This window comes from Flavobacterium anseongense, from assembly GCF_021608185.1.
In the GTDB taxonomy this organism is placed as follows: domain Bacteria; phylum Bacteroidota; class Bacteroidia; order Flavobacteriales; family Flavobacteriaceae; genus Flavobacterium; species Flavobacterium anseongense.
Window position 1 is genome coordinate 393,596 of sequence record NZ_JAKIHN010000003.1, and the last position, 14,549, is coordinate 408,144.

10 protein-coding genes are annotated in these 14,549 nt (G+C 36.7%); 8 read left to right on the forward strand and 2 right to left on the reverse strand.

What is annotated here, in order from left to right; all coding sequences use genetic code 11:
* Positions 1 to 2: 2 nt before the first annotated feature.
* The 3 genes from nuoL to L1S35_RS06855 are packed head-to-tail and all read left to right on the forward strand — an operon-like array spanning position 3 to position 4,720.
* Positions 3 to 1,880, forward strand: coding sequence for an NADH-quinone oxidoreductase subunit L (nuoL, locus tag L1S35_RS06845; RefSeq protein ID WP_236398307.1), 1,878 nt, complete (start codon positions 3 to 5; stop codon positions 1,878 to 1,880).
* A gap of 10 nt (positions 1,881 to 1,890) precedes the next feature.
* Entirely contained in the window at positions 1,891 to 3,327 is a 1,437-nt protein-coding gene (locus L1S35_RS06850) for a complex I subunit 4 family protein (protein WP_236398311.1), read from the forward strand.
* 10 nt (positions 3,328 to 3,337) lie between these two features.
* Positions 3,338 to 4,720 carry an NADH-quinone oxidoreductase subunit N gene (locus L1S35_RS06855; protein ID WP_236398314.1) on the forward strand — a complete coding sequence of 461 codons (1,383 nt, stop codon included), beginning with the start codon at positions 3,338 to 3,340 and terminating at the stop codon, positions 4,718 to 4,720.
* A 131-nt stretch (positions 4,721 to 4,851) separates the two neighbouring features.
* Here L1S35_RS06855 and L1S35_RS06860 read toward each other — a convergent pair whose 3' ends face one another.
* A complete protein-coding gene (locus L1S35_RS06860; protein ID WP_236398317.1) occupies positions 4,852 to 5,142 on the reverse strand; it encodes a YtxH domain-containing protein in 291 nt (96 codons plus the stop codon).
* 180 nt (positions 5,143 to 5,322) lie between these two features.
* The gene (locus tag L1S35_RS06865) at positions 5,323 to 5,871 is read right to left on the reverse strand and encodes a YciE/YciF ferroxidase family protein (protein WP_236398320.1); all 549 of its coding nucleotides are present in this window, start codon (positions 5,869 to 5,871) and stop codon (positions 5,323 to 5,325) included.
* Between the two features lie 490 nt (positions 5,872 to 6,361).
* Between L1S35_RS06865 and L1S35_RS06870 the strand changes: the two genes are divergently transcribed.
* The 5 genes from L1S35_RS06870 to L1S35_RS06890 all read left to right on the forward strand — a co-directional run.
* Entirely contained in the window at positions 6,362 to 7,636 is a 1,275-nt protein-coding gene (locus tag L1S35_RS06870; RefSeq protein ID WP_236398322.1) for a Y-family DNA polymerase, read from the forward strand.
* Positions 7,627 to 8,058, forward strand: a complete 432-nt coding sequence (locus tag L1S35_RS06875; RefSeq protein WP_236398324.1) for a LexA family protein — start codon at positions 7,627 to 7,629, stop codon at positions 8,056 to 8,058. Before L1S35_RS06870 ends, L1S35_RS06875 begins: the two co-directional genes overlap by 10 nt.
* Positions 8,059 to 8,435: 377 nt before the next feature.
* The gene (locus tag L1S35_RS06880) at positions 8,436 to 10,955 is read left to right on the forward strand and encodes a T9SS type B sorting domain-containing protein (protein ID WP_236398326.1); all 2,520 of its coding nucleotides are present in this window, start codon (positions 8,436 to 8,438) and stop codon (positions 10,953 to 10,955) included.
* Positions 10,956 to 11,019: 64 nt separating this feature from the next.
* Complete coding sequence (locus L1S35_RS06885; protein WP_236398330.1) at positions 11,020 to 14,043, forward strand: T9SS type B sorting domain-containing protein; 3,024 nt, start codon at positions 11,020 to 11,022, stop codon at positions 14,041 to 14,043.
* An 89-nt stretch (positions 14,044 to 14,132) separates the two neighbouring features.
* The coding region (locus L1S35_RS06890) for a PorP/SprF family type IX secretion system membrane protein (RefSeq protein ID WP_236396461.1) at positions 14,133 to 14,549 on the forward strand (417 nt) is incomplete at its 3' end.

Here is a 14,549-nt window from a genome sequence, read left to right on the forward strand (position 1 = left end):
AAATGGACAAAACTTTAGCTTTAGTATTACTCTTATCTCCATTCGCTGGATTTCTTTTCAATGTTTTCTTTGGAAAAAAAGTAAGCAAAGGAATTTCAGGTGCCATCGGAACGATTACTGTTTTGGTTTCCTTCTTATTGAGCATTTGCTTTTTTGCACAGTTAAATCAAAACGGAAAACCATTTGAAATTTCATTATTTGATTGGATTTCGGTTCATAATTTCAAATTAGATTTCGGATTGCTGTTAGACCAATTGTCTTTGCTTTGGTTGTTGTTCGTTACCGGAATTGGTTCATTAATTCACTTGTATTCCATCAGCTATATGCACGATGACGAGAACATGCACAAGTTTTTTGCCTACTTGAATCTGTTCGTTTTCTTCATGATTACACTTGTAATCGGAAGCAACTTATTGGTAATGTTTATCGGTTGGGAAGGCGTTGGATTGTGCTCGTATTTACTAATCGGATTTTGGTATAAAAATCAATCGTATAATGATGCTGCGAAGAAAGCATTCATCATGAACAGAATTGGTGATTTAGGTTTCTTAATTGGAATTTTTATTTTAGGAATGATGTTTTCGACATTAAATTTTGTCGAAATGAAACAAGCATTAAGCGCCGGAAATGAAAACACCTTGATATTAGGCGCAGCTGCTTTAGCCTTATTCATTGGAGCTTGTGGAAAATCAGCACAGCTGCCATTATATACTTGGTTACCTGATGCGATGGCTGGTCCAACTCCGGTTTCTGCCTTAATCCACGCGGCAACCATGGTAACGGCTGGTATCTTTATGGTTACCCGAATGAACTTCTTGTTTGATTTGACTCCGTATATTCAAAATATAATTGCCATTGTTGGTGCTGCAACCGCTTTAGTTGCTGCTTCAATTGGTTTACTGCAAAACGATATCAAAAAAGTATTGGCATATTCTACGGTTTCTCAATTGGGATTAATGTTTCTGGCTTTAGGTTTGGGAGCTTATAATGTTGCCGTATTCCACGTAATTACACATGCTTTCTTCAAGGCGTGTTTGTTCCTAGGTTCTGGTTCGGTAATTCACGGATTACACGGCGAACAAGACATGCGTAAAATGGGTGGTTTACGCAAAGCGATGCCAATCACGTTTTGGACAATGATGATTTCCACATTAGCGATTGCCGGAATATTTCCATTTGCAGGTTTCTGGTCAAAAGACGAAATCTTAATGGTAGCTTTTGAACACAATAAAGTATTGTGGGTTGTCGCTTCTATAGCTTCTATCATGACCGCTTTCTATATGTTTAGATTGATGTATTTGACGTTCTTCAAAGACTTCAGAGGCACAGAAGAACAAAAACATCATTTACACGAAAGTCCGAGTTTAATAACAATTCCGTTAGTGATATTAGCTGTTTTGGCCGCTATTGGTGGAGCAATTAACTTACCTGGAAACACTTGGTTAAACTATTTTCTGGAACCGGTTTTAGTTACAAAACATGAAGAACACACTTTAGGTGCACACGAATATATGTTGATGGGAATTGCTTTAGCTGGTGCTGTTTTTGGAATCCTTTGGGCTTATTCAAAATACATTAAACAAGCTTTTGTTCCGAAAGAAGATGCCGAAATTGTTGGCTTTTCTAAAACAATTTACAACAAATATTATGTTGACGAATTCTATACTTTCCTAATTGTAAGACCTTTGAACAGTTTGTCTAATTTCTTTAGAACGACTTTAGAACCTGCTTTAGGAAAAGTGGTTTTCAGTTTTGGAACGGTTGCCAATGGCATTGGAACACAAGGTAAAAAATTACAAACCGGTAGTGTCGGATTGTATTTATTCGCCTTTGTGATTGGTATTGGAGCCATCATAACTTATTTATTTATAGCAAAATAATTTTTACATAATGGATGTAACTACTATATTATTATTACTGTTGGTTGGTGCTTTAGTCACCTATTTTTCCGGAGATAAATTAGCTTCCAAAGTGGCGCTGGTTTTTAGCTTGGGAACAATGGCTGTTACTTTGTATTTATTAAACTCTAGTGCACAATTAAGTGATTTAAGTTTCTATGCCAATTGGATTGATGCTCCAAAAGTAGCCTTAGCTTTCAAAGCAGACGGACTTTCTTTGGCAATGGTTTTATTGACAACTGCTTTAACACCATTGATTATTTTTTCATCATTTGGAAACAGCTTTAATAACAGTAAAAATTTCTACGCTTTAGTTTTATTCATGGCATTTGCTATGACCGGAACTTTCTTGGCAGCTGATGGTTTACTATACTATATCTTCTGGGAATTGGCATTGATTCCGATTTACTTTATTGCTTTAATTTGGGGTAATGGTGATGCCGAAGATCGTAAAAAAGCAGTAGTGAAATTCTTCATCTACACACTTGCCGGTTCATTATTCATGTTAATTGGTTTTGCTTATTTATATACTAAAGCTGATAGCTTCCTTTTAGAAGATTTATACAAATTAAATTTATCGGCTACAGAGCAGTGTTATATTTTCTTTGCTTTCTTCTTAGCCTATGCTATCAAAATTCCGATTATTCCTTTCCATACATGGCAGGCAAAAGTATATCAAAAAGCACCAACTGTTGGAACAATGCTTTTATCAGGTATCATGCTGAAAATGGGATTGTACAGCGTTATTCGTTGGCAGTTACCAATTGCACCTTTAGCAGCAAAAACGTATATGCCGGTGCTTATCGGATTAAGCATTGCCGGAGTAATTTATGGTTCAATCGTAGCCTTACGTCAAAAAGATTTGAAAAAATTATTGGCTTATTCGTCGTTAGCACACGTTGGCTTAATCGCTGCAGGTTGTTACACATTAACAATTGACGGATTACGCGGAGCGGTATTGCAAATGATTGCCCACGGTTTTGTTATCGTTGGTTTGTTCTTCGCAGCTGAAATCATCTACAGAAGATACGAAACCAGAACTATTGCTGAAATGGGCGGAATCAGAGCTCAAACACCAAGATTCACTTCAATGTTTATGATTTTGGTTTTAGCATCAGTAGCATTGCCGGGAACATTCAACTTTGTTGGAGAGTTTACCGTTTTATACAGTTTAATCCAAATTAATATTTGGTTTGTAATCTTAGGTGGAACGACCATTATTTTGGGTGGTTACTATATGCTGAAGATGTTCCAAAATACGATGTTGGGCGAAACCAATACCAAAGTTTTTGCAGACGTTACTACCAATGAAGCGATAACATTAGTCGTTATCATTGGCTTTTTATTATTCTTCGGATTGTATCCAAAACCGATAGTGGATTTGGTAACGCCGAGTTTACATCAAATTTTAGAAACTATAAATAGATAAAAGTCCAAAAATGAATACATTAATTGCCATATCAGGTTTAGGTGTTTTTTGCCTTATCGCTGAAATCTTCAATTTAAGAAAGCTGCTGGTCCCTGTTACCATTCTTGGGCTTTTAGTTATTCTTGGACTTACCATATCTGAGTTTAATACGCCTGAGCTTTTCAACAATCCAATGTATAACAACATGATTGTAGTTAGCAAATTTTCAGTTGCGTTTTCAAGTCTGTTTATTATATTGACAATATTCCTAGTCGCTTTAAGTGGCGATTTTTATAAAGAGCATCTAACCAAGATTTCAGATTTTATTGCTATCAAGATTTTCCTTTTAGCAGGTGCTGTTGCCATGATTTCATTTGGAAACTTATCTATGTTCTTCTTAGGAATCGAAGTGCTTTCTATATCCTTATATATTTTGGCCGGAAGCAAACGATTAGATTTAAAAAGTAATGAAGCCGGAATGAAATATTTCCTAATGGGTTCCTTCGCATCAGGAATTATCCTGTTTGGAATTTGTTTGATTTATGGCGCCATGACTAGTTTTGATGTTGAGTATATTAAAAGCCTTTCACGCTCTGCCGAATTGCCTATCTGGTATACTATCGGAGTAATATTGTTACTTATTGGTATGCTTTTCAAAATTGCTGCAGTACCATTTCATTTTTGGGCACCGGATGTTTATGAAGGATCTCCATCAATGACAACAGCGACAATGAGTACGTTGGCTAAAGTAGTTGCGATGGCTACTTTATTCAAATTATTGGATGTATTAAACGCTGATATTGACTATAAATTTCAAATCGTTTTGGCAATAGTTTCTGTTCTTTCTATGACGGTCGGAAACATTATGGCCTTGCGTCAGAATAATGTAAAACGTATGTTGGCATTTTCGGGTATTTCACATGCCGGTTTTATGCTTATGGCTTTGCTTAGCATGGCAACAGCTGCTTCTACTTTATTGTATTATACTGCAGCTTATGCTTTAGCCGGTATCGCTTCGTTTGCCGTAATTATTTATGTGACCAGAGACAAAGAAAACGAAGACATCGTCAATTTCAATGGTTTAGGAAAAACGAATCCATTAATGGCCGCTATACTAACCGCATCGCTTTTATCCATGGCCGGAATTCCTATTTTTTCAGGGTTCTTTGCCAAATTCATATTATTTACCCAAACCATAACAACTGGCTATTTAGTTGTAGTGATTGCGGCTGTAATAAACTCTATCATAAGTGTGGGTTATTACTTCAAACTGATTTTGGCGATGTACACCAAAGAAGCTGCCGAAGATAAAAAAGCTGTTCCTTTTGTATATCATGCCGTAGCTGTTGTTGCTATTTTACTAAACATAGTAATAGGAATTTATCCGTCATTAGTAATGAATTTGCTAAACTAAAGAATCTTTAATAGCTACTTTACTATAGATATAATTAAAAAAGGCACACTAAATAGTGTGCCTTTTTGTAACTGCTGGCATGAGTTGTTGATGCACTAACAGTGTTGAATTGTCAGCTAAACCAGCCTCAGTTATGATTTATAACTAGAAATTGCATTATTAGTGTCTTTTTTAACTTCATCATATTTAGCTTTCCCATTCTCAGCTAATTCTTGTACGTCTTCTTTAACGCTTTGAAACTTTTCCGATATAGAATCTGCAAATTCATGATACTTTGATTTTAATTCATCTGCATAATCATTTCCTTTATCCATGATTTTCTTGCGGGTTACCGAACCCTTTTCCGGAGCAAACAAAATTCCCAAAACTGCACCAACGGCAAGACCTGCCATTGTTCCTAATACTACTTTCCCTGTACTCATAATCTTTTTATTTAATTGTTATTATTATATTTTGAACTGTACTTCTTATTCTACAAAGTTGAGCCTATTTATATATTCATTTGTTATATTAATTTTAGATAAACTTATGGTATTCACATATTTTAGTCATCTTCTTAAAAGAACGCTAATGAAGCTAAACTTTATTTGAGCTTTGAAGTTTTAAATAGCTTCCGAAGCGGCTTCAATATTCACTGCCCCTATAGCTACACTGGATAATTTTTCGTCAGCCGCCTTTTCTTCTTGAAGCGTTGCCGCTAATAGCAGAACCGCATCTGTTAAATTTAAGGTTTCACTAAACTGACGCAGCGTTCCATAGGTTGCCATTTCGTAATGCTCTACTTTTTGTGCGGCCGAAATTATCCCGGCATCCCGCATCGGCCCCTCTTCACATGATTTCATTATTTCACTGGCTTCGGCTATTAAACCCTGCATAGCTTTGCATGGCTTTGCTTCGGGTTTTTTACCCAGGAGTTCAAAGACTTTTTTCAGTCTTTCTACATGCCCATGTGTCTCATCGAGATGGAGAGTTAAAGCGTTAATTAATTCTAATGAGGATGCATTTTCAATCATTTCAGGAATGGCTTTTGTCAACGCGTTTTCTGCCCAATAAATATCCTTTAATTCATCTATAAACAATTTCATTAGTTGTGATGATTTCATTGGAGGATGAGTTTTTTTCTCTTTTGTGGTGTTTGAAGTATCTTTCATTTTGTCTATTATTTAATTATTATTGATTTATTAGGGGAAAGAAAACCAAAACTTTTATAAAGCTTTGGTTGACTTTTCACTCACCGATTCATTTACTTAATGTTTTGCGGTTACAGTTTTCTTTTTGTCCCCGGATTTGTCATTTTAAGCTTCACTTTTTTTGGTGTTGTTTGAATCTGTGTTTGTTGTTCCTTTTGACTTGCTATCACTTTTTGGATGAGCAGTGCTTTTTTGATCTTTTTCCATACTAATTTGAGTTTGTTTACAACTTAATTGTTGTCATACAAAATTGAACATTGTAGAAATGAAAGCGTTGTGAAATTATATTTTAAAATTTCAATATTCACATATTGAGCCTCTATGTTCCACAAACACTAATAAAAAAACCAGTTGTGGTTTTTCCCTTTTAATCATCTGCCCGCATCCTTTATTTTGACTTTTAGTTATCAACAGCGACAAAAAATAGTCGGCTATTGTGTAAATTTACATTATGTATGCTTTAGTCGATTGCAATAACTTTTACGCTTCCTGCGAACGTGTTTTCCAGCCACAGCTCAACGGAAAACCGATTGTTATTTTATCCAATAACGACGGTTGCATTATTTCGCGCAGTGATGAAGCCAAAGCCTTCGGCATTCCGATGGGCGCACCCGAATTTAAAGTGCGGCAGGAATTAAAAGAAAAAAACATTCTTGTCTTTTCCTCCAATTATCCTTTGTATGGCGACTTGAGTAACCGCGTGATGAAAATATTGGAAGGATTCACACCTCATGTAGAACCATACAGTATTGATGAAGCGTTCCTGAACTTTGACGGTTTTAAAAGTGATTTTGACTTTACTGATTATGGGCTTCAAATGAAAAGCCGCATTCTGAAATGGCTCAGCATTCCGGTTTCTATCGGTTTTGCCGAAACCAAAGCCTTATCCAAAGTCGCCAATAAAATCGCCCGAAAGTTTCCAAATCAAACCAAAGGTGTCTATGTTATTGATACCGAAGAAAAACGAATCAAAGCGCTTAAATGGACAAAGATTGAAGACGTTTGGGGCATTGGTTTCCGATTAAAAAAGAAAATGATAGCCAAAGGTATTAACACGGCTTACGATTTCACTTTACCACAGTATGAAAGTTTTATAAAAACCGTAATGGGTGTAACCGGACTTCGATTAAAAAGCGAATTGGAAGGTAAATCGGTACTCACACTCGACGATCCAACCGAAGACAAAAAGAGCATTGCCATTACCAGAATGTTCAAAACCAAACTTACCGATTTTGATGAAATCAAAGAACGCGTTTCTACATTTGCCGCGGTCTGCGCCGAAAAACTACGGAAGCAACATTCCTGCTGTCACAGTATCATTGTGATGCTTGTAAAAGACAGACATCATAAAAACGATGGAAGCCGAATTTATTTCAGCCAGATGGAAACTTTGCCTTTTTCCAGCAATTCAAGTTTGACTATAAGTAGCACTGCCATTTCTATTTTGAAAAAAGTTTATCAAGAAGGCGAACGCTATTCAAAAGCAGGTGTCATCGTTACCGGAATCATTCCCGAAAATCAAAAGCAGTTTCATCTTTTCGAAGAAGAAAATCCAAAACATTTAAAATTGATGAAAGTGATTGATGAATTTCATGCAAAAACCGGAGAGCGAAAAATACGTTTAGGCAGTCAGGATTTACAGCATACCTGGAAAATGAAGCAGGAACATCTGTCACCAAAATACACAACCGATTTTAAAGAAATACTAAAAGTCAAATGCAAGTAAAAAATAAAATTTCCTTTTTCGTTCCCGACTCGGAAAATGCAATAGAGCTTCCTTTTGTTGGTGGTATTAAAGCAGGTTTTCCTTCACCTGCAGCCGATTTTGAAGGCGATACTATAAGTTTGGACAAAGTTTTGGTAAAAAATCATTTGGCCACTTTTTATGCCAAAGCAAATGGCACTTCTATGATTGGTGCCGGTATTGATGATGGCGACATTATGGTTATTGACAGAAGTTTGGAACCTACAGACAACAAAATTGCCGTATGCTATATTGATGGTGAGTTTACCGTAAAGCGCATCAAAAAAGAAAAGGATTGTGTTTATCTAATGCCCGAAAACGACGCTTTTCAACCTATAAAAATCACCGAAGAAAATGAACTCATAGTTTGGGGAATTGTTACTTATATTATAAAAAGTGTTTGAGATAAAAAGTTTTATAAATAAACCTCAGTCTCAACAACGTTTTCTCACCTCCTTTCTATAAAAACACAATTGAAGTTAGAGGAACTGCTTACCTTTCTCCTATACATTTCACTCGAGAAAATTTACTTTAAGAAGCTATGTGGCGAATTTCAGTGCGACAATCCGAAAAATTCGCAACAGAAAAGTTTTAAATAACTTAACATTACTACAACAAAGGCCATAAAAATAAGAAACCGCTGCGTATTCTTTAAAACAATAGCATTCAATAGCACCGTAGTTCAGATTGAAAATTAAGAATTGTATAGTTTTAATATCATAAAATTTAGATATGTGTAAAAAAACATGTTTTATCTTAGAAAATGCAAATTTTATACATCATGAAAAAAGAATTTCTATCCTTTTTAAAAAAATCATCCCTACTATTTTTTTGGTTAATAATAGGAAATTATAGTTTAAGTGCACAAATATTAACCAATGGTAATTTTGAATCTGGCGGAAGTGGAAATGGTTTTTTAGTCCACGATTACACTTTAATCAATCCACTTACCGGCACAAGTAATCCTGGTTCTTACGCAAGAACTACAAATCCTGCGCTAATGAACTCTTCCTACATCACAGGTGGTGACCACACAACTGGCACCGGGAACATGTTGGTCTTTGACGGTGCTACAATTGCCAATAGATTTTTCTGGACAACAGGAAGCACCGGAGGTGCCATTGGAGGATTTACAGCTGGCACAACCTATACTTTTAGTTTTTGGATTAAATCGGTTTCTAATGCAGTTACATCAGATGAAACTACCAGAGCCAGCATCGGTATCTTTTTTGTAAATGCCAATAGTATCAATCCAGCCAATCAAAACACGCTTGCGCCATTACCTAGTGAGGGTTGGGTAAGAGTCGCTTATTCATTTGTAGCCACTGCCAACAATGTAATGGTACGCTTAAAAACAAACACCGCCGGACCTATAGGAAATGACTTTGCAGTAGATGATTTTTCCATTACAGAAGGAGGTCTTCCATTGGTAGGATCGTATTCGTTTGTAAACCCAACATGTCCAAACGTGAATGATGGTTCGATTACCGTAAACTTAACTGGTGGTATTTTACCCTACAGTACCTATTCTTTGACAGGTTCTGCAACAATGACAAACAATAACGGTATATTTACAGGATTAGGTATTGGCACATACAATGTAACTGTTTCCGATTCAAACGGAGAACAATACAGCCAATCTAATATAGTTTTAACCGCTCCAAACGATTTACAATTGAGTGCTCCGGTAACTATCTGTTCAGGAGACTCAACAACACTAACAGCAACAGGAGGAGCTGGTTCTTATACCTGGACTGCCAATCCTGCGGACGCTTCCATTACCAATCCAAACAGTGCTACACAAACCGTTAGTCCAACAGCGACCACAGTCTATACCGTTACTTCAGGGTCTTTATCTTCACCTGTCAATTTGATTGAAAATGGCGATTTTTCACAAGGAAACACTTTATTCTTTACCGAATATACTCAGGTATTAAATCCAAATCCTTTTGGTGTGCAATCATCTTATAATATTGTTACCAATCCAAACGCTTGGTTCAATCCTTTTGCTTCATGTGGTGATCACACATCGGGAACTGGTAATTTGATGGTATTTGATGGTGCTACTGACCCAACCGGAAACATCATAGCATGGAGCAATCAAAACCCTGTTACTGTAGTTCCAAATACAAATTATACTTTTTCCTATTATGTAGCTTCAGTGTCACCGGATAACCTTGCGAGATTAGAGGTAACAATAAACGGTGTTTCTCAAGGTACTCCTCGAACTGCTCCCGGAGCACCTTGTTTATGGACTCAGGTTTCATACAATTGGAATTCGGGTTCAAACACTACCGCAAACATCGCGATTTATAATAGAAATTTTGTAGACTATGGAAACGATTTTGCCTTGGATGATATTGCTTTGAAAGAAACTGTGACTTGTTTTTATCAAAAAACAGTAACCGTAACCGTAAACCCGACAACTACACCAACATTCACCCCTATTAATCCAATTTGTTCAGGAGCACCTTTAAATGCTTTACCAACAACTTCAAACAATTCTATTACTGGAACATGGTCTCCGGCAATAAATAATACTGCAACCACAACTTATACGTTCACACCAACAGCAGGACAACAATGTGTATCAAACACGACTCTTACCATAACAGTAAACCAAAATGTTGCTGCTAGCTTTAACGCTGTTAATCCTATTTGTTCGGGCAGTGCATTAAATGCATTACCAACAACTTCAAACAATGGATTCACCGGAACTTGGTTACCTGCTTTAAATAATACGGCTACAACAACTTATACATTTACACCAACGGCCGGACAATGTGCGCTCCCTTCAAACCTTACAATTACAGTAAATGCTTCTCCCGATTTTACATTATCAGAAGGTTGTAATGGGGCAAGTTATACTTTAACAGCTATCGAGACGAATCCTGATAATCCAACTTATGTTTGGCACAATCCTGCAGGAGTTCAAATTGGGAGTGATGCTTCAGTAGTTGTTTCAACTCCGGGAGTTTATGAATTAGTAATAACCCAAAACGGATGCAGCAATCAGGAAACCATAAATGTGTTGTCACCATTTTGCGGAATACAAAAAGGAATTTCGGCAAACGATGATGGTTTGAATGATAGTTTCGATTTGGAAGGCTATAATGTGAAGCAGTTGAAAATCTTCAATCGTTATGGTCTTGTTGTGTACTCAAAAGCTGATTATCAAAATGAATGGTTTGGGCAAAGTAACAATAATGATGAATTACCGGACGGCACTTACTATTATGTAATTGATTTTGATGATTTAAAAACTAAAACGGGTTGGATTTATTTAAACCGAGTACAATAGCAAACTATTTGATCAATTGGATTAAAAAATTAAATAAAGACCAAAGCTTTGGTTTGTACTGAAAATGAATCACTACAAAAAAATAGTTACTCTTTTGCTTTTGCTTCTTTCTGCCAATAGTTATTCCCAATTGGGATTCTGCAGCGGAAGTAAAGGTGAGCCTGTTTTTAGTGAAAATTTTGGTAATGGAACCAATTATGGTCCTGCTTTACCTGCCGGTACAACCAATTATACTTTTGTTACCGGTAATCCAAATGACGGAAGTTATACTCTTTATTACAGAACAAATCTTTACAGCACTTGGCACTATTCATTAGACCATACTCCGGATGCAACAAACGGAACAAACGGTAAATCTTTAATTGTTAATGCCAACGCAAGTACTTCGGGTGACTTTTATAAAAGAACGGTTACCGGATTATGTGTCAATACTACTTTTGAGTTCTCCTCTTGGTTAATGAATGTTTACAATCCAGGCTCCGGCTTTTGTGGAGCAAATGAAATCCCAATAAATGTTCGCTTTGAAATTTGGAACGACACCGAAACAACCCTTTTAGGTTCGGGGAATACCGGAAATATTATAGGAACAGCCACACCCATCTGGCGTCAATTCGCACTTGTTTTTACCACAGGAAGTGAAACTTCTGTTGTTTTAAAAATGAAAAATAATGGTTTGGGAGGTTGCGGAAATGACTTAGCCATAGATGACATTGAATTTAGAGCCTGTGGCGATTTGACAACCATCAGCAGTCCTTCTGTGACGGGAACGACCTTTGTAACTTGTCAAAGTCCGGTTTCAATTGTACTACAGGCTACTACCGCCGGAACAGGTACTTATTTTTACCAATGGCAAACGAGTTCAAATGGTGGGATTTGGGATGATATAGTCGGAGCAAACTCTCCTACTTATACAGCAACTAATTTAAGTTCTTTAACCTATTTCAGAACTAAAGTAGCGCAAGACGCTGCCAATTTAAGCAATCCTTACTGTTCAACCGTATCTAATCTTTTTACAGTATCTTTCTTACCACCTCCAACTAACAGTATCAGTGATGGAGATAAAACTATTTGTAGTAATGAGGCTATTCCGGCATTGAGTACTACCGCCAGCCCGGGAACAAGTGTTAATTGGTATGATGCTCCCTCAGGAGGAAACTTATTGTTAGCGAATTCAACATCATACACACCATTGAATCCGGGAACATATTACGCGGAAACTTATGATACAACTTCAAACTGTATAAATAGTACGAGAACTCCTGTAAGCCTTACCATCATTGCTCAGCCAACAGTAACCATATCAGGGTCAACTTCTATATGCTCGGGCAACACGGCAAACATTACTTTCAACGGAACACCTAACGCTAATGTAACGTATACTGTTGATAGTGGTTCAAACCAAACCATTACTTTAAATTCAAGTGGTGTGGCTAGCATTACAACTCCGGCCTTAACTTTAAACAGTACTTATAGTTTGGTTTCTGTCACTTTAAATACTTGCTCAGCAGTTATAAACGGATCGGCTGTAATCAGCGTGAATACATCCCCTACAGCTGTGATTTCAGGAAATACTTCGGTTTGTTTTGGAGGTAATGCAACTGTTGACTTCACCGGAACGCCCAATGCTTCGATTACTTATACTGTAAATAGCAGTTCTAATCAGAATATCACTTTAAACAGCAGCGGAACAGCTTCTATTACTATTCCGAATGTGACTTCAACTACTGTTTTTACGCTTGTTAGTGTAACTTCAGCAGGAGCAAATCCTTGTACCCAATCTTTATCTCAAACTTTTACAGTAACTCCATTAGCACAACTAACTGCAGCAATTAGTGCCAGTCCTTTAACAATATGCGGAAATCAAACCAGCACATTGAATTTTACAGGAACCCCAAACGCAACTATTAGCTATACAGTAACTGGCGGAACTAATCAAACCATAACTTTAAACGCTGCCGGACAAGCTTCAGTTACAACAACAAGTTTAACTGCAAATACAACTTATCAATTATCAGACATATCGCTTTTGGGAATGGTTAATTGTAGTCAGTCACTTTCTGATACAGTTACTGTTTCAATTAATCCAACACCTGTAGCAAGCTATACTGGAGCTTTGAATTACTGTTCCGACGAAACAACGGCAATAACATTAAATGCTGATATTCCCGGAACTACTTTTTCCTGGATTTCTAGTCAAAACGGAACTGTCGGAGCAACATCGGGAAGTGGAAATCTAATTAATCAAACGCTTACTACTCTTGACGATACTGACGGAACCGCAAACTATGTTGTGACTCCTTCCTATAATGGCTGTATCGGACTTCCCATTACAGTCAATTTAGAAGTTCATGCATTGCCAGTACCGGATATTAAAGACGGAACCATTTGTGTAATAAATTCAAACAATACTGCAACTGATGCCTATGTTTTGTTTACAGGTCTAAGTGCAACAGATCATAGTTTTGCTTGGACTTTTCAAGGGAATCCTATTCCAACTGCTTTTGGAAACAGTTATAATGCTTATCAAATAGGAACTTATACTGTGGTCGCAACAAATACCGTTACCGGTTGTGTTTCTTCTCCTTTTACTGCTGTGGTAAGCCAAGCCGCTCGAGGTGAAAGTTTAGTGATAACCCAATCAGCTGCTTTTAGTGACAATCCTACAATTACAGTTACTGTAGTTGGTGGTAACGGACCGTTTTTGTACCAATTGGATGATTCCGAATTCCAATTATCTAATGTCTTTCAATCTGTAACACCCGGATTACATACTATCAATGTTATTGATGAAAATGCTTGTACTAATTTAACTGCTACGGCAACCATCATAAATTATCCTCATTATTTTACACCAAATGGTGACGGAATACATGAGACTTGGAATATTAAAAACATCGATTTAAATTCTAAAATCTTAATATTTGACCGATATGGTAAAATACTGAAACAAATAAGTCCAAATGGTGAAGGATGGGACGGCACTTATAACGGAAATCTCATGTTTTCAGATGATTATTGGTTTTCCGTTGAATACCCTGAAAATGGTGTCCGAAAAATTTTCAAAGCACACTTTTCGTTAAAAAGATAATAAGTAACAAGAATAAATATGGCATTAAATTACGCTAACAAAAAATAACAGAACACTAACAAATCACATCAAAATAAAACAAAAACAAAATGAAGAAAGTATATTTCATTGCGATATTGGCTTTAGCAATTACAGAGTTAAGAGCACAGCAAGACCCGCATTACACACAATATATGTACAATATGAGTGTGATGAATCCAGCGTATGCTGGTTCAAAAGAAAGTGTATCAGGTGGATTCCTCTACAGAAAACAATGGGTTGAAATTGAAGATGCTCCTACAACCGGAACATTCTTTATCCACAGCCCGGTTGGCAGAAACGTAGGTTTAGGACTCTCTGTAATCAACGATAAGATTGGACCGGTAGAAGAGACTAATATTTATGCTGATTTCTCTTATACGCTTAATTTGGGTGGAGAGCATAGACTAGCCTTTGGTTTAAAAGCCGGTGCAACAATGCACAAAATCGATTTTAATACTATTTATCCAACATTACCCGATTTAGGG